The organism is Halopenitus salinus (assembly GCF_055397165.1).
The window spans coordinates 453,874-469,522 of sequence record NZ_AP043853.1 but is presented as its reverse complement, the minus strand read 5'-3'; the positions used below and the strand labels follow the sequence as shown (position 1 = coordinate 469,522).

Genomic DNA, 15,649 nt, shown 5'->3' with positions numbered 1-15,649 from the left:
AGGGTGAGTGCCGGGAGAGGAGTCCCGGGACGCCGCGTCCGGATTCGGCCACCGAAAGACCCTTGCCTCGAGGGGTGAATCCGCGTGATATGTTCCCCGCGACGGACATCCTGCTTCAGCAGGGCGGCGCCGCGATCGCCCTTCTGTTCGGACTGCTCGCCCTCCTCGTCCAGCTCGCGCTCGTCGTCTGGACGTACATGGACGCGAAGACGAACAGCAGCCACCCGGCGTTCCTGTGGGCGATCGTGATCTTCCTCGCGCCGCTTCTCGGGATCGTGTTGTACGTCCTGCTCGGCCGCGACCAAGCGTGAGACGCGAGCGAGACACGGATCGGTGACCTGGCGAGAGAGCCTGGCCGGCGCCTCACTCCTCCGGGACGCGCCCGAGCTCATCGTCGACGAGGCTCGGGTGGGTTCGCTGGCGCTCGCCGTGCGGCTCGGCGAAGTGCTCGCGCATCTCCGCCATCGACTCGCGCTCGCGGGCCAGCCGTTCCTCCTCCGTGATCTCCTCACATCCCGGCGGAACCTCGCGACCGCGGTCGGTGAAGTATCCCTCCGGCGCCACCCAGTCGTGGTAGAAGGGGACCTCGGCGTCGTGGATCAGCGTGATCGCCGTTCGGGCCCCGTCGCCGGCCGCCACGACCGCCTGGTGGTACCGCTCGGCGAGCCGCCCCGCGGCGTAGATCCCCTCGACGGAAGTGCGGCCGTGTCCGTCGTCCTCGACGTACGTCTTCGAGCCCGCGTCCCGGAGGTCCGCGCCCGCCGGCTCGAGGTACGACGCGTCCGACCACGAGGCGGCGACGACGCGGTCGGCGACGATGGTCGAGGGATCCGAGTTCTCCTCCGAGCCCGTCGACGACCCCGCCGGCTCCACGGTCGCGAGGAATCCGGCGTTCGCGCGGTCGGTCGATTCGATCGCGGTCACGCGGACGCGTCGCAGGTCGGCGCCGTTTCGTGTCGCCTGCGAGCGCTGCAGATCTAAGAGAAGACGAGGGTTGATTCCGGCGGGGAACCCGGGGACGTTCTCGACGTGTGCGTTCCGCTTCAGGATCGACTCGCCGGCCGTCGCGACCACCGTCTCCAACCCGGCGCGTGCGGTGAAAGTGGCCGCCGAGAGTCCCGCAACCCCCCCGCCGACGATCAGGACGTCGACGACGTCGTCCGCCGTTCGATCGTCCGCCGTTCGATCTCCCTCCACGTCCTCGTCCGCCGTTCGTTCCGGTGAACCGTTCATGCCGGTGGCTGGCGGAGTTCGTACATATATCTCCCGGGTTCGATCGTCGACGAGCGAAAAGGCGGGAAGTCGGACGGCGGTTCGGTGCGGCCAACGGGACGTCCGAAGCGTTCGACGGGGACGTCCGAAGCGTTCGACGGGGACGTCCGAAGCGTTCGATCGAAGCCGTCCCGGATCGCTACTCGTCGGCGCCGCCTTCGTCCGTTCCGCTCTCGTCAGCGTCGCCCGTGGCGTCCTCCGCAGCGTCGTCCTCCTTGCTCGCGAGCAGGTCGTGATCGGCCAGGATCGACTCCTTTTCCTCGGCCGAGCGCTCGTGGAAGTCCTCGTCGTCGACCTCGATGGTCGCGACGCCGACGCCGTCGGGGGTGAGCCCGTCGTCGTCGTTCACCTCGGCGAGCGCCTCGAGGGCGAGGCCGATCGCCGCCTCGATCCCGATGTCCTCCGAGTAGTTCTCCTCGAGGAACTCGCGGACGTCGGAGCGGTTCGCGCCGATGGAGAGCGCCTGCCACTCGTAGGGCGTTCCGGAGGGGTCGGTCTCGAAGAGGCGCGGCTCGCCGTTCTCGATGCCGCCGACGATGAGCGCGACGCCGAACGGACGCGCGCCGCCGATCTGGGTGTACTGTTGGATGTGGTCCGTGATCTCCTTTGTCAGCGTCTCGATGCCGATCGCCTCGCCGTAGCGCAGCCGGTTCACCTGCGCCTGCCGGCGCGCGAAGTCGATGAGCTGTCGCGCGTCGGCGACGTGGCCGGCGGAGGCGACTCCGACGTGGTCGTCGGCCTTGTGGATCTTCTCGACGCTCGCGGGCTCCATGAGCGGCGAGCGTGCGCGCTTGTCGGCGACGAGGACGACGCCGTCCTCGGCGCGGATCCCGATGCTCGCGGTGCCGCGTTTGACGGCCTCGCGCGCGTACTCCACCTGATAGAGCCGACCGTCGGGGGAGAAGATCGTGATGCCGCGGTCGTACGCCTGCTGTTGGGCTTGTCCCTGCATGTAGTATCACTCGAGGTCGAGTCGCGTCGCGCCGACGTGGCCGCCGTCGACCGACACGTCGACCGCGTCCTCCCGGACGACGGCCGGTCGATCGCCACCCTCGAACGCGACGTCTCTCTGTGGCGTGATTCGGCTCGCCCGACCCATATATCTTTCCTCACAGGCCCGAACCGTTCCCGAGACGCCCCGGACGTGGACGCCGACCGGATCGCCGTCGACCTCGGAGACGCAGGCGATCGCCGCCCGTGCCTCCTCGAGGTGGCCGTGTCGGACTCGAACGACCGCCTCGCCCGTGCCGTTCTCGAAGGAGAAGGACAAAACCGACAGGACCGCGTCGGCGCTTCCGGGGTCTCCGAGCAGGTTTCCGGCGGCGTACCAGAGAGCCCGCTGGAACTCCCGCCGTCGGACCGTCGCGTCCGGCCACGCCTCGATGCCGACCGCGACGTATCGCCATCGCGGTCGCAGGTGTTTCGGGAGGTGTTTCACTCCGAATCGCCTCCCGCCTCTCGATCCCCATACTCCTCTCGATCGGATACCGGTCCCTCGTATCGCCCCAGCCGAACGCCCGGCTCGACGAACGCGTCCGAGAGCCGGTGGCGGTTCCGATCCGTGATCGTCTCCCACGCGTCGAGCCCCTTCCGGATCGCCTCGTGCGAGAACCCGATCGCCTCGCCGACGGCACACAGCTCGCGGGGCGCCCGGAGCTCCAGATGCGATCGCGCGTTCGCGCTGACGACGTAGGGAGAGTCGTAGTGGTCGAGGATCTCACGGAGCTTGCGCAGCCGCGAGAGCACCTTCACGCGTTTTCCGCCGCTCTCGCGGAGAACGGGGCCCAGATCGAACTCGACGTGAACGTCGTGTTCGCGTGCCGCCTTCGCGAGGACGTGGTTGAACCCGCCGCCGCGGTCGGTGGGTCGCGAGAGCACGTCGACGCGGTCCGACTCGACCGCGAACCGGTTGAGCCCGTCCGATCCGCCCCGCACGGAGAGCACGGGGAACTCCGGTCTGAAGTTGCCGACGGAGCCGCTTGCGCTCGATCGATCGTCCGACTGCACCTCGACGCCGGCCACCACGTCGATCCCGTACTCCTCGCGGAGCGCCTCGAGGTCGCTCGAGACGTTCGATCCCGGATCGCTCGTCGCCGCCCGCGTGCGAACGACGATCCCGTCGTATCCCATACGCGCCGCCGTTTCGGCGAACCGGGCGACGGTCGAGTCGCCGTCGGGATACGCGTGGACCGCCTCGTACATGCCCGCGGATTCGCCGGCGGGGGATTTGGGGGTTGCGCTTGTCGCCGCGTCGGAGGCGATGGATGGATAGATCGTTCCCGGAGAGGCCTCACCCCTCGAGTTCGTCCGGATCGCGTGCGGCCTCGACGACGTCGACCGCGGCGCGGTTCTCGGCCACGTCGTGGACGCGCACGACGTCGGCGCCGCGTTCGACCGCGACCGCCGTCCCGGCGACGGTCGCGTGTTCGCGATCGTCGGGTTCGTAGCCGGCCGCGCCGTACATCGACTTGTGGGAGTGGCCGACCAGGATCGGACAGCCGAGCGCCGCGAACTCGTCCGTCCGTCCGAGCAGCTCGAAGTTCTCCGCCGCGGACTTGCCGAACCCGAGGCCCGGATCGACGATGACGTCCTCGCGGTCGATCCCCGCGGCCTGCGCGCGCAGGATTCGTTCCCCGAGGTCGTCTATCACGTCCTCGACGACGTCGTCGTACTCGACGTCGGTCCCCGGATCGACCGGCGTCTCCACGCTGTGCATGATCACGACCGGACAGCCGGCCGCCGCGACCACCTCCCGCATCTCCGGGTCCTCGAGGCCGGTCACGTCGTTTATCAGGTCCGCTCCCGCCTCCAGGGCCGCCGCCGCGACGTCGGGTTTTCGCGTGTCGACGGAGAGTGCCACCTCCCCCGCCGCGACCGACGGAAGCGACTGCAGCGCCTCGACGACCGGGACGACGCGGTCGACCTCCACCTCGACCGAAACCGGATCCGCGCCCGGCCGCGTCGATTCGCCGCCGATGTCGATGACGCTCGCGCCGTCCTCGATCATCCGGCGGGCGGCCTCGACGGCCGCCTCCGGCGAGTCGTGCTCGCCCCCGTCGTGAAACGAGTCGGGCGTGACGTTGAGGATGCCCATCACGACCGGCCCCTCCTCCCAGGGACGGTCGCGGCCGTCCCCCCCGGCTTTCGAATCGGTCTCCGGTTCGATCCGGGCGCGGATCGAGTTCGCGATCCCCGAGAACTCCGGTCCGGTGGCCGCGAGCGACTCGATCGTCTCCCGAAGCTGCGCGAGGGTGCCCGAGAGGACCACGTCGATGAGCTCGCCGTCCGCGCCGCCGGAGACCGCACACGACCCGCCGGCGGCGATCACCTCACGACGAACGGTCTCCACGCGGGAGCTGGCGAGCCGAAGCGTCACGACGCGGTGTGGAATCTCGCCGCGGCGTCGGTCCCGTTCCGTCGTCGGCACGTTCGCGTCCTCGAGGACCGCCTCGGCGTCCGAAAGGGACGCGACGCGTTTGGGTACGGCGTGTCCGGTGTAGCCGGATCTGGCCTCCGCCACGGCGAAAAGCGATCCGGTGAGGAGCACGCAGTCGTCAGTATCGGCGCGGTGCCGTGCGGCCGCGAGCGCGGCCTCGACCGACTCGACGGCCTCGACCGACCCCGCACCGACGTCCGAGAACGCCGCTGCGAGCACCTCCGGGTCCTCCGCCCGCGGCACGTCCGGCGCGCAGGTGTGAACCGAGGTCGCCTCCGGCAACGCGTTCGCGATCCCCCGGTGGTCCTTCTCGTGCATCGCCGCGAGAACGATGTGGAGGTCCTCGTAGTCGTACTCCGCGAGCGTCCCGGCCAGTCGCCCACATGCGTCCGGGTTGTGCGCCCCGTCGAGGACGACCAGGGGGTCCGTCCCCACGACCTCGAACCGACCGGGCCAGTCGGCGCGCGCGAGCCCCTCCAGAACGTGCTCGTCGGTGAGTGTGACTTCGTGATCGCCCGATTGCTCCGCATCGAGTGCCTCCCCATGTCCCGGTTCGATCCGATCGACCGTCTCGTGGGCGAGCGCGGCGGCGATAGCCGCGTTCGTCGCCTGCGCCCTCCCGACGAGCGGGATTCGGGCGTCGTAGTCCCACTCGTCGCAGCGGATCTCGATCCGGGCGTCCGTCGGGCTTTTCGCTCCCGTACGGGTTTCGAACCTGCCGTGGTAGACGGCCGTAACGTCGGCACGTTCGTCGGGGATCGAGCCGTCGCTCACCGACTCACCCGCCGTCGAGTTGCGTCCCGCATCGGCCACGGTCGTCACCGTTCCGCCGGCGTCGGCGACCACCTCCCGGACGACGGCGAGCGCCTCGCCGTCGCAGGCGGTGACGAGCGGAACCCCCTCGGCGGCGATCCGCGCCTTCGTGCGGGCGATCTCCTCGATCGTGTCGCCGAGGACGTCGGTGTGTTCGAGCGAGACGTTCGTCACCGCCGTCGTTATCGGGTCGACCGCGCTCGTCGCGTCGTGTTCGCCGCCGAGGCCGACCTCGAGGACGGCGACGTCGACGTCCCGGCGTGCGAAGTCCCAGATCGCCATCGCCGTGACCACCTCGAAGAAGGTGAGCGGGTCGCCGTCGGCGGCACGATCGACGAGCCACTCGCGCGTCTCGGAGATGAACGCGGCGACGGCCGCCTCGCTCATCGTGCGGCCGTCGACGCGCACGCGCTCCGTGAGGTCCTCGAGGTGCGGCGAGGTGTACAGCCCCACGGAGAGGCCGCTTCGTCGGAGGATCGACTCCGCGATCCGCGCCGTGCTTCCCTTCCCGTTCGACCCGGCTATCTGGACGAACGCCAGGTCGTCCTCGGGGTTCCCGAGGTGATCCAGGAGCGCTCGAACCGACGCCGTCCCGGGATCGACGGAGAAACGGCGGAGGCCGAACAGGAAGTTCGATGCCTCGTGGTAGTCCATACGTCCGGGGTGGCCCGGGGTTCGCTTGAGGGTGACGGTGTGGGATCGTCACCGTCGCCAGAACCCGCCGGTGAAGACGACGAGGGCGGGCAGGATCTCCAGGCGGCCCACCCACATCAAAAAGACCATCCACAGCTTGGTCGTCGCCGGGAGCGCCAGATAGGACCCGAACGGACCGAGCCGGCCGAACGCCGGACCGATGTTCCCGATGGCGGCGAGGCTCGCGCCGATCGCCTCGAGGGCGGTCAACTCGAGCCCCACGCGGGCGGCGTCCAGCGCGATCACGAGGACGCCGAGCGCGAACAGGACGATATAAAGCAGGGTGAAGCCGATCACGCCGCGGATCGCGTCCTCGTCGACGACGTGGCCGCCGAGGCGGATCGGCTGGACGACGTCCGGGTGCGCGGTCTCCAAGAGCTCGCGGCGAAGCACCTTGAAGACGATGAGCCATCGGACGATCTTGATCCCGCCGCCCGTCGACCCGGCGGACCCGCCGACGAACATGGCGAAAAGCAACGTCAGCTGTCCGTAGGTACCCCACTGGGCGAAGTCGCTCGTCGCGAACCCGGTGGAGTTCAAAAGCGAGCCGATCTGGAAGGCGGCGTGTCGAAGTGCGGGCTCCGCCGTCCCCTCGGTGGTGCCGCCGATCTCGAGCGGCGGCGCGACGCCCGCGTACAGCAGGCCGAAGACGACCGCGACGAACGTCGCGACCGCGCCGGCGTAGGTCCGAAGCTCCGTGTCGCGCATCAGATCGCGCGTGTCGCCCGCGAGCACGTGCCAGAACAGCGCGAAGTTGACCCCCGCGACGACCATGAACGGGATGATCGCCCACTGGACCGCGGCCGAGAAGGCCGCGATGCTCTCGGACTGCGGGGAGAACCCGCCGGTCGGCATCGTCGAGAAGGCGTGGGCGACGGCGTTGAAGAGGTCCATCTCCGGCGCGAACCCGAGGAGGTGGAGCCCGTACAACACGACCGCGAGCCCGACGGTGAACGCGAAGTAGACCTTCCAGAGGACCCGCGCCGTCTCCTGGATGTGCGGGGTGAGCTTCTGGAGCTGCGGTCCCGGCGCCTCGGCCTGGATCAGGTCGGCCCCGTTGACCGCGAGCTCCGGAAGGATCGCGACCATGAGGACGATGATCCCCATGCCGCCGAGCCACTGGGTGAGCTGGCGCCACATCAACAGCGCGTGCGAGTGGCGGTCGGTCGAGATCTCGCCCATCACCGTCGCGCCCGTCGTCGTGAACCCGGAGGTCGACTCGAAGAGCGCGTTGACGGGATGTGCGAGCGTCGATTCCGTTCCGTAGCCGGCGAGCAGGTAGGGGATCGTGCCGACGACCGCGACCGCGAGCCACGCGAGCGCGACGAGCAACAGCGCCTCCCTCGGGCCCAGATCCGGGTCCGGATCGAGCCGTTCGAGCAGGGCGCCGGCGGCGAGGGTACAGAAGATCGACGCGCCGAAGACGAGGAGGTCCTCGCCGTAGACGAGCGCGACGACGAGCGGGATCGCCATCGCCACCGCCGTGTACTTGACGACGGTCCCCGTGACCGCCACGCTCGTCCGCCACTCGACCTTCAGCGACGCGGACATACGTCCCTCCGCCAACGATGGTCGTTCCGGCGACCGCGATCGGCGTTCGACTCCCCGCTCATACCCCATCCGACCGAAGGAACGGGCAAGAATCCATCGGGTCGCGATCGACGCCGTCTAGCCGGGAGCGGCTGGCGACGGCGTCTCAAGAGCGCCAGTAGCCGGGGGTCAACAGCACGAAGACGGGAATGATCTCGATCCGACCGACCCACATCAACGCGATCATCGCGAGCTTCGTGAGGTCCGAGAAGGGGTGATAGCTGCCGAACGGTCCGGCGATCCCGAACGCCGGACCGATGTTGAAGAAGGTCGCGGCGGCCGCGCTCATCGCCTCGAACTCCGTCAACTCGAGTCCCGTTCTGGCGCCATCCACGGCGATGAACGCCGTGAGCCCGAAGAAGATCACGATCGACACGAGCGTGTAGGCGTAGACGTCCCGGACGGTCTCCTCCTCGACGACCCGGTCGCCGAGTCGGATCGGACGGATGGCCGAGGGGTGGGCGGCCGTAAAGAGGTCCCGGCGAAACCCCTTGAGGACGATGATCCATCGCAGGAGCTTGATCGAACAGGTCGTCGATCCGGCCATCCCGCCGAGGAACATCAACAGGAACAGGACGTGTTTGGAGGCCGCCGACCAGCCGTTGAAATCGATCGTCGCGAACCCCGTGGTGGTGAGGATGGAGACGACCTGGAAGCTCGCGTGGCGGATCTTCGCCTCGATCGGCAGCGACGTCTCGGGATCGACGAGCAGGAGCAGCGCCAAAAGGACCGTCGTCCCGATCACGACGCCGACGTAATAGCGGAACTCCTCGTTTCGAACCGGACGCAGCCAGTCGCCGCGAACGAAGTGGTAGATGAGGATGAAGTTCGTCGCCCCGATGAACATGAACGGAATGATCGTCCACTGGGCGGCCCGCGAGAACGCTCCGACGCTTCCGGGGTCCGGCGAGAACCCCGCGGTCGCCACGGCGGTGAGCGCGTGGGCGAGCGCGTTGTACGGCGTCATGTTCGGCGCGACGCCGAGGTGGGAAAGCGCGTAGAGCGTGCCCGCACACGCGAGGGTGATCCCGGCGTAAAGCGACCACAACATTCGCGCCGTCTCCTCGATGTGCGGGGAGAGCTTCTGGACGTCCTGGGTCTGCGTCTCCGTCTCCATCAGCTGGGTGCCACCGATGGAGAGCTGGGAGAGCACGGAGATGGCGAGCACGAGGATCCCCAGCCCGCCGAGCCACTGGATGAGTTGCCGCCACATCAGGATCGATCGGTCGTGGACCGAGAAGTCGACGAGCACCGTCGCGCCGGTGGTCGTGATGCCCGACATCGACTCGAAGAGCGCGTCGATCGGGTGGGCGATGACGCCGTTCCCGGCGACGAGAAAGGGGATCGCACCGATCAGCCCGACCGCGAGCCACGCGAGCGCGACCATGAGGAACGCCTCCCGGCCGCCGATGTCCGCGTCCCCGGAGAGTCCCTGGAGGCCCCGTCCGACGACGAGGGTGACGGCGATCGCCGCGAGAAACGGACGCAGCGGCTCGCCGTAATACGCCGCGAGCAAAAGCGGGAACGCGAGGGGCGCCGCGAGCCACAGGAGGATGCTCCCGACCACGCCGAGGCTGGCGCGCCAGTTGACCCTGACCGGGCGGCGTCGAAAGCGGGCGATCCGGCCGAGAGGGTCGGGCATCTACAGCTTCTCCGTCGCCTCCTCGAGCACCGACGTCTCGATGAACGCGACGACGTGGTCGCCGGGGTGGATCTCGGTGTCGCCCCGGGGAACGACGAACTCGCGATCCCGTGTGATGGCGCCGATGACGACGCCATCGGGGAGGTCCGCGACCGCGTCGCGGATCGCCTTGCCGGCGAGCGCGCTCGAGTCGTCGATCTCCACCTCGATCACCTCGGCCTTGTCCGACTCGATGAACGCGATGTTCTCGGCGGATCCCGACTGGGTGAACCGGGTGATCTCCTCCGCGACGACCTCCCGCGGGGAGATGCCGACGTCGACCCCGACGGTCTCGAAGAGGTCGACGTAGGAGCCCCGATCGACGACGGCGACGGTTCGTTCGACGCCGAGGCGACTCGCGAGCAGACACTCGAGGAGGTTCTTCTCGTCGGAGTCGAGCGTGGAGACGAGGATGTCGGCGTCGCCGACGTGCTCGCGCTCGAGAAAGCCCATGTCGGTCGCGTCGGACTCCATCACCACGGTCCCCGGCAGCTCCTCGGCGAGCGTCCGCGCGCGGTCGTGATCCTGCTCGACCAGCCTGGGGGACAGCCCGCGCTCCTCCAGGAGCCGACAGACGTGATAGCCGATCTCCGATCCGCCGATGACGACCACCTCCGCCGACTTCTCTGGCGATTCCTTCGGGGCGATCTCACGCGCGAACGTCTGGACGCTGCGCGGCGAGCCGATGACGACGACCCGGTCGCCCGCGAGGATGCACGCGTCGCCGCGCGGCACCTCCACGTCGCCGTTCCGAAGGATGGCGGCGAAGGTGAGCGAGTCGAACCGGTCGGCCTCCTCGACGGTCTGGTCGACGATCGGCGACTCCTCGTCGATCTGGAACTCCGCCATCTGGACGCGCCCGCCGGCGAAGACGTCGGCGTCCCGCGCCGCCGGCAGGCCGACCACGCGGACGATCGACTCGGCGGTGAGGAGGTTCGTACACACCATGAGGTCGATGCCGAACGCCCCCTCGTCGTGCTTCCAGGTGCGGAGGTACTTCGTGTGTTTGATACGCGCGATCGTGAACGCCTTCTCACAGAGCGCCTTCGCCGTCGAGCAGGCGACGATGTTCGTCTCGTCGTCGTCCGTGGTCGCAAGAACCATGTCGGCCTCCCCGACGTCCGCCTCCTCCAGCGTCTCCACCTCAGTCCCGTCGCCGGTGATCGTCAACACGTCGAGCGAGTAGGTCAACTCGTCGGCACGCTCGTCGCGGCTCTCGACGACGACGACGTCGTGGTCGTGTTGCAGATCGGCCGCGATGCTCTCGCCGACCTGGCCCGCGCCGATGATGACTACGTGCACGGACCGGTCCCCTCGGGTCTCATGCGCCGGCGTTCTCGCGGAGGGGGTAAATGGGTTACCTTCGCGAATCACGCCGTCGCGGCGCTCCTCGTCTTCGATCCCCCCCGATCACTCGCAGTTCGGACACTCGAGATGCTGGACGCCGTCGACGTCGAGCGTCCACTCCAGGGTCGCACCACACTCCGAACACGTCTTCGAGTCGTCCCGATTCGCCTCGGCGGCCTCGGACCGCTCGTCGTCCGCTCCGGGTGCGGGTTGCATACGTGAAATCGGCGGCGGCTCGCGGAAAAGGCTGGCGGCGATCCACGTCGAGGGTTCGGAGGCGGCGGTCCGAAGGGAGCGGTTCGACGTCGACGGTTCGATGCCGACGATTGGACACGCTTAAGAGTGCCCACGAGGAGGATACGGTGGGAACAGCACAGCCGTAACTCCGACTCGCCGAGGTCGCCACGCGACCCACGGCTCGGGATTGCGGCAGTGCACCGCCGGCTCCCACGGCGCGATCACCGGTTCGACGCTCGCGGTCGTCGCGAGCACCGATCGCCGGTCCGCCGCCGGGAGTCGCGGTCACGCTTTTGCGGTTGTGCCGTTCCAAGGACAAACGATGGCACGAATACACACACGACGCCGCGGCTCGTCCGGTTCGGACAAGCCCGTGGCAGACGACCCGCCGGAGTGGAGCGACGTCGACGCCGACGCGATCGAATCCCGCGTCGTCGAGCTGGCCGACCAGGGATACGACCCGAGCCAGATCGGCATGAAACTGCGCGACGAGGGCGTGAAAGGGACCTCGATCCCGGACGTCAAGCTCGCGACCGGAAAGAAGATCACGGAGATCCTCGAGGAGAACGACGCCGCCGGCGAGGTGCCGGAGGACTTCTACAACCTCCTCGAGCGCGCGGTCCGCCTCCGCGAGCACATGGACGAGAACCCGCAGGACCACCAGAACAAGCGGGCGCTCCAGAACACCGAATCGAAGATCCGCCGTCTCGCCGACTACTACCGCGGCGACAAGCTCGACGAGGAGTTCAACTACACCTACGAGACCGCGGCCGAGATCGTCGAGGACTAAAGACGCGTCCCGAGCGCGACTCCCCGTGACCACGACAATGCCCGGAACCACCGCCGCCGAAACCACGACTGGGACGCTCGCCGACGCCGTCGGTGACGCGCCGTTCGTTCGGCTCGTCGCCAGCGACGACGGCGACGCGCTGGCAGCGGCGGCGCTGCTCGCCCGGGTCGCACGCGCTATCGACGTTCCCTACCAGGTCCGCGTGAACGCGGACCCGATCCGCGCGCTCCGTTCGGTCGCGACCGAGGGATCCGAGGCCGAGTCGGCGGACGTCTCGATCGCGATCGGCTCCGGCGCACGAACGGCGGACGTCGACGTGGGATCCGACTCCGGGATCCGCGCCATTTCCGGGACCGACTCCGCAGCGAGCGCGAGCGCGTTCGCGGTCGCACGGAAACTGGGACTCGATCCGGACCCCGTCCTCGCGCTCGCCGGCGTCGTCGCCTCGGACGGCCCCTCCGACTCCGACGAGGTCGGGGACGTCCTCGAGGCCGGCGAACGGCGTGACCTGGTCGAGCGACGACCGGGAGTCGCGCTGCCGTCCCTCGAGTCCGTCGAGGGGATGGCGACGGGACTGGCCGCCTCGACCCTGATCTTGGCGCCCACCTCCGGCGATCCGGAGGCCGCGCGAGAGGTCATCTCGGAGGCCGGGATCGACGAGACGACGGCGTCGGGATCGATGCCAGTCGACGATCACAGGCGGCTCGCCTCGTTGCTCGCGGTCGACGTCTGCGGCGCGCCGAGCGCGAGCGACCGTTCGGCGACCGCACTCGATCGCGTGCTTCGTCCCTACGCGATCGCCGGCTCCGCTCCGTTCGCGACCGTCGGCGGCTACGCCGACGTGCTTCGAGCGCTCGCTCGGGAGGCCCCCGGAACGGGAATCGCGCTCGCCATCTCCGAGAGCGACCCCGACGAGGGGCTTCGCTCGGCCGCGCTCGAGACGTGGCGGTCACACGGCATGGCGGTCCACCGCGCGCTCGACGGCGGGACGGCGAACCGCTACGACGGGGTCTACGAGGTCCGCCTCGAGGCCCCGGACGGCGTCCTCGCGACCGCCGCCGAGGTGGTTCGCGATTTCCGCTCGCCGGAACCGATCGCGATCGCGGCGGACGTCGACGGCGGCCGGATCGCCGTCGCGGCGACGCGATCCGACGGCGTCGGGAACACGCTCCGCTCCGTGGCCGACGAGTTCGACGCCGCGGGTTGGGGCGGCCCGGCGCGCGGCGGCGTTCGAGCGACGGACGCCACCGACGTGGCGCCCGCGGAATTGCTCGAGGCGACCAGGGAGGCGCTCCGCGGATGAGCGAGCCGACCGATTCACACGACACGTCGGACGAGCCGCGACGGACGGCGACGGTCAGAACCCGCCACGACGACCCCACGGTCGTCGACGCCGCGGTCGCCCCGGACGACACCGAGTCGATGGACGGAACCGTCGACGGCGACGCCACGGTCGTCCGCCGGGTGGACCGCGAGACGACCGGCGGCCTGCAGTCGACGGTGGACGACTACCTCCGGAACCTGCACGTCGCCGATCGCGTCGCGGAACGCGGTCGTTCCCACGCGAGCGCATCCGACGGGACGGACGGCGGCCGGAACGCGGACGGGGGAGGCGCGGACGCGGTGGCGAACAGACACGCAGACGAACACGACACCACACCAACACACGACACATGAGCGAACGATCCGTATCCAGACAGAAACAGGGGAAGCGATGGTACTCGGTGCTCGCGCCCGAGCAGTTCGACAGGGCCGAGATCGGCGAGACCCTCGCCGAGGAGCCCGAGCAGGTCGTCGGCCGGACGATCACGACCACGCTCGGCGAACTGAACCAGGACAGCGGCGCGAACAACACGAAGCTGACGTTCAAGATCACGGACGTCGGCAGCGACACGGCCTACACCGAGTTCGTGAAGTACGAGCTGACGCGCGATTACCTGCGCTCGCTCGTCCGTCGCGGCTCCTCGAAGGTCGAGGCGTCCATCACCGTGTTGACGACGGACGACTACCGCGTCCGCCTCCAGCCCGTCTCCTTCACGACGAAGAAGGCCGACCGCTCCCAGGAGCAGGCCATCCGCCGCGTGATGATCGACCAGGTCCACGAGGCCGCCGCCGAGCGGACCTTCGAGGACCTCGTCGACTCCGTGGTCGAGGGACGGCTCTCCTCTGCGATCTACGGCGACGCGAAGACGATCTATCCGCTTCGCCGCGTCGAGGTCCAGAAACTCACCCTCGAGGCGCGTCCCGAGGAGGTCGCCGCCGAGGAGGAGGCCGCGGTCGACGTGGACTCCGAGGACGTCGCCGTCGACGAGTAGGCGACGACCGCACCGCGACCCGATTCTCGTTTTTTTTTCGGCTCGATAGCTACGCCGGCGCGACCGCCGCCGTCGATCGCCGACCCGGAGACGAAACGTTGAAACGCCGCTCCGGCCTACCCCAGGCCATGGAACTGCGGGTCATCGACAAGAGCGAGCAGGAACTCCGCATCGAGATCGCCGGCGAGGACCACACGTTCATGAACGTCCTGAAGGGCGCGCTGTTGGAGACCGAGGAGGTCACCGCGGCGACCTACGACGTCAACCCCGAGCAGTCGGGCGGCCAGACGGATCCGGTTCTCACGGTCAAGACCGATGGCGCCGACCCGCTCGACGCCGTCGCGGACGCCGCCGGGTCGATCACGGACCAGACGACCGCGCTCGCGGACGCGGTGCGGGCCGCCTGAAGCCGGCGCCCCACCTGAAGCCGCGGAGCGCCTGAGGCCGCGATCCCCTCATAGCTACGGCCCGTCCGACCGTCCGGATCCGAGTGCTGCCCGACGCTCGCGGCGGATTCGATTCGGCTCGACTCGCGGACCGCTTCTCGCGAGATCGTGGTCCCCATCTACAGTCGAACCGGGACGCCCCGCTCGTCGAGATACTGTTTGACCTCCTCGATCGTGTACTCGCCGAAGTGGAATATCGACGCCGCCAGCGCCGCGTCCGCGTCGGCCTCCGTGAACACCTCGTAGGCGTCTTCCGGGCCCCCACACCCGGAGGAGGCGATCACGGGCGTCGAGACGCTCTCGGTGACGGCGCGCATGAGCGGGACGTCGTAGCCGTCCTTCGTCCCGTCCCTGTCGATCGAGTTGATGAACAGCTCGCCGGCGCCGCGCGATTCGGCCTCCCTCGCCCACTCGATCGCGTCGATGCCGGTCCCCTCTCTGCCGCCCTTCTTCGTACACTCGAACCAGACCGACTCGCCGTCGACCTCGACGTAGTGTTCGCCCCCGTCGTCGTGGCGGCGGCGGGCGTCGATGGAGATGACGATGCACTGCGAGCCGAAGGCGGCCGCCCCCTCGTCGATGAGTTCCGGCCGCTCGAGGGCGCCGGTCGTGATGGAGACCTTGTCGGCGCCGGCGCGCAGGGTCTCCTTGATGTCCTCCGTCGTCCGGATGCCGCCGCCGACCGTGAGCGGGATGAAACACTCGTCGGCGACGCCGCGGACGACGTCGAGCATGGTCTCCCTGCCGTCCGCCGAGGCCGTGATGTCGAGGAAGACGAACTCGTCGGCGCCCGACTCGTTGTACTTGCGCGCCAGCTCGACGGGGTCGCCCGTGTACTCCAGGTTCTCGAAGTTGACCCCGGTGTAGACGGCCGCGTTCCCGTCCTCGTCGAGGTCGACGTCGATGCAGGGGATGATCCGTTTCGTGAGTCCCATTCGTTGCCGACACTACCCGCCGGATGGGTTAAAAGGGTCCGGGGTCGGCGGGCTGGAGCGAACGGACGGCGGTCCCGACTCGACGGGGAGTGAC

16 protein-coding genes are annotated in these 15,649 nt (G+C 69.1%); 6 read left to right on the top strand and 10 right to left on the bottom strand.

The window, feature by feature from the left end:
- Nucleotides 1-89: 89 nt before the first annotated feature.
- Nucleotides 90-311 (top strand): PLDc N-terminal domain-containing protein, encoded by a 222-nt coding sequence (locus tag ACZ5YD_RS04100; protein ID WP_379745405.1) that lies wholly within the window; start codon nt 90-92, stop codon nt 309-311.
- Nucleotides 312-363: 52 nt separating this feature from the next.
- Here ACZ5YD_RS04100 and ACZ5YD_RS04095 read toward each other — a convergent pair whose 3' ends face one another.
- The 9 genes from ACZ5YD_RS04095 to ACZ5YD_RS04055 all read right to left on the bottom strand — a co-directional run bounded on the left by ACZ5YD_RS04095 (nt 364) and on the right by ACZ5YD_RS04055 (nt 11,048).
- Nucleotides 364-1,233 carry an FAD-binding protein gene (locus ACZ5YD_RS04095; RefSeq protein ID WP_379745408.1) on the bottom strand — a complete coding sequence of 290 codons (870 nt, stop codon included), beginning with the start codon at nt 1,231-1,233 and terminating at the stop codon, nt 364-366.
- Nucleotides 1,234-1,411: 178 nt separating this feature from the next.
- The gene (psmA, locus tag ACZ5YD_RS04090; protein ID WP_379745411.1) at nt 1,412-2,224 is read right to left on the bottom strand and encodes an archaeal proteasome endopeptidase complex subunit alpha; all 813 of its coding nucleotides are present in this window, start codon (nt 2,222-2,224) and stop codon (nt 1,412-1,414) included.
- A 6-nt stretch (nt 2,225-2,230) separates the two neighbouring features.
- A complete protein-coding gene (locus ACZ5YD_RS04085; RefSeq protein WP_379745414.1) occupies nt 2,231-2,710 on the bottom strand; it encodes an Rpp14/Pop5 family protein in 480 nt (159 codons plus the stop codon).
- A complete protein-coding gene (locus ACZ5YD_RS04080; RefSeq protein ID WP_379745417.1) occupies nt 2,707-3,474 on the bottom strand; it encodes an RNase P subunit p30 family protein in 768 nt (255 codons plus the stop codon). Before ACZ5YD_RS04080 ends, ACZ5YD_RS04085 begins: the two co-directional genes overlap by 4 nt.
- 88 nt (nt 3,475-3,562) lie before the next feature.
- Nucleotides 3,563-6,175: a dihydropteroate synthase gene (folP, locus tag ACZ5YD_RS04075; RefSeq protein ID WP_379745420.1), complete on the bottom strand. Its 2,613-nt coding sequence runs from the start codon at nt 6,173-6,175 to the stop codon at nt 3,563-3,565.
- A gap of 48 nt (nt 6,176-6,223) precedes the next feature.
- Nucleotides 6,224-7,765, bottom strand: a complete 1,542-nt coding sequence (locus ACZ5YD_RS04070) for a TrkH family potassium uptake protein (RefSeq protein ID WP_379745423.1) — start codon at nt 7,763-7,765, stop codon at nt 6,224-6,226.
- Nucleotides 7,766-7,910: 145 nt separating this feature from the next.
- Nucleotides 7,911-9,446 (bottom strand): TrkH family potassium uptake protein, encoded by a 1,536-nt coding sequence (locus ACZ5YD_RS04065; protein WP_379745426.1) that lies wholly within the window; start codon nt 9,444-9,446, stop codon nt 7,911-7,913.
- Nucleotides 9,447-10,787, bottom strand: coding sequence for a Trk system potassium transporter TrkA (gene trkA / locus ACZ5YD_RS04060; RefSeq protein WP_379745429.1), 1,341 nt, complete (start codon nt 10,785-10,787; stop codon nt 9,447-9,449).
- A 108-nt stretch (nt 10,788-10,895) separates the two neighbouring features.
- Nucleotides 10,896-11,048, bottom strand: a complete 153-nt coding sequence (locus tag ACZ5YD_RS04055; protein WP_379745431.1) for a hypothetical protein — start codon at nt 11,046-11,048, stop codon at nt 10,896-10,898.
- A 343-nt stretch (nt 11,049-11,391) separates the two neighbouring features.
- Here ACZ5YD_RS04055 and ACZ5YD_RS04050 point away from each other — a divergent pair, with 343 nt between their 5' ends.
- The 5 genes from ACZ5YD_RS04050 (at nt 11,392) to ACZ5YD_RS04030 (ending at nt 14,581) form a co-directional block, all read left to right on the top strand.
- The gene (locus tag ACZ5YD_RS04050; protein ID WP_379745433.1) at nt 11,392-11,859 is read left to right on the top strand and encodes a 30S ribosomal protein S15; all 468 of its coding nucleotides are present in this window, start codon (nt 11,392-11,394) and stop codon (nt 11,857-11,859) included.
- Nucleotides 11,860-11,896: 37 nt separating this feature from the next.
- Nucleotides 11,897-13,162 (top strand): exonuclease RecJ, encoded by a 1,266-nt coding sequence (locus ACZ5YD_RS04045; protein ID WP_379745613.1) that lies wholly within the window; start codon nt 11,897-11,899, stop codon nt 13,160-13,162.
- Nucleotides 13,159-13,536 (top strand): KEOPS complex subunit Pcc1, encoded by a 378-nt coding sequence (locus ACZ5YD_RS04040; protein ID WP_379745436.1) that lies wholly within the window; start codon nt 13,159-13,161, stop codon nt 13,534-13,536. The genes ACZ5YD_RS04045 and ACZ5YD_RS04040 overlap by 4 nt, the downstream gene beginning before the upstream one ends.
- Nucleotides 13,533-14,174, top strand: a complete 642-nt coding sequence (locus tag ACZ5YD_RS04035; RefSeq protein WP_379745438.1) for a 30S ribosomal protein S3ae — start codon at nt 13,533-13,535, stop codon at nt 14,172-14,174. The genes ACZ5YD_RS04040 and ACZ5YD_RS04035 overlap by 4 nt, the downstream gene beginning before the upstream one ends.
- Nucleotides 14,175-14,302: 128 nt before the next feature.
- Nucleotides 14,303-14,581 (top strand): DNA-directed RNA polymerase subunit L, encoded by a 279-nt coding sequence (locus ACZ5YD_RS04030; RefSeq protein WP_379745441.1) that lies wholly within the window; start codon nt 14,303-14,305, stop codon nt 14,579-14,581.
- 158 nt (nt 14,582-14,739) lie between these two features.
- On the opposite strand, the gene hisF is transcribed toward ACZ5YD_RS04030, so the two are convergent.
- The gene (gene hisF / locus ACZ5YD_RS04025) at nt 14,740-15,555 is read right to left on the bottom strand and encodes an imidazole glycerol phosphate synthase subunit HisF (protein ID WP_379745444.1); all 816 of its coding nucleotides are present in this window, start codon (nt 15,553-15,555) and stop codon (nt 14,740-14,742) included.
- Between the last annotated feature and the right edge of the window lie 94 nt (nt 15,556-15,649).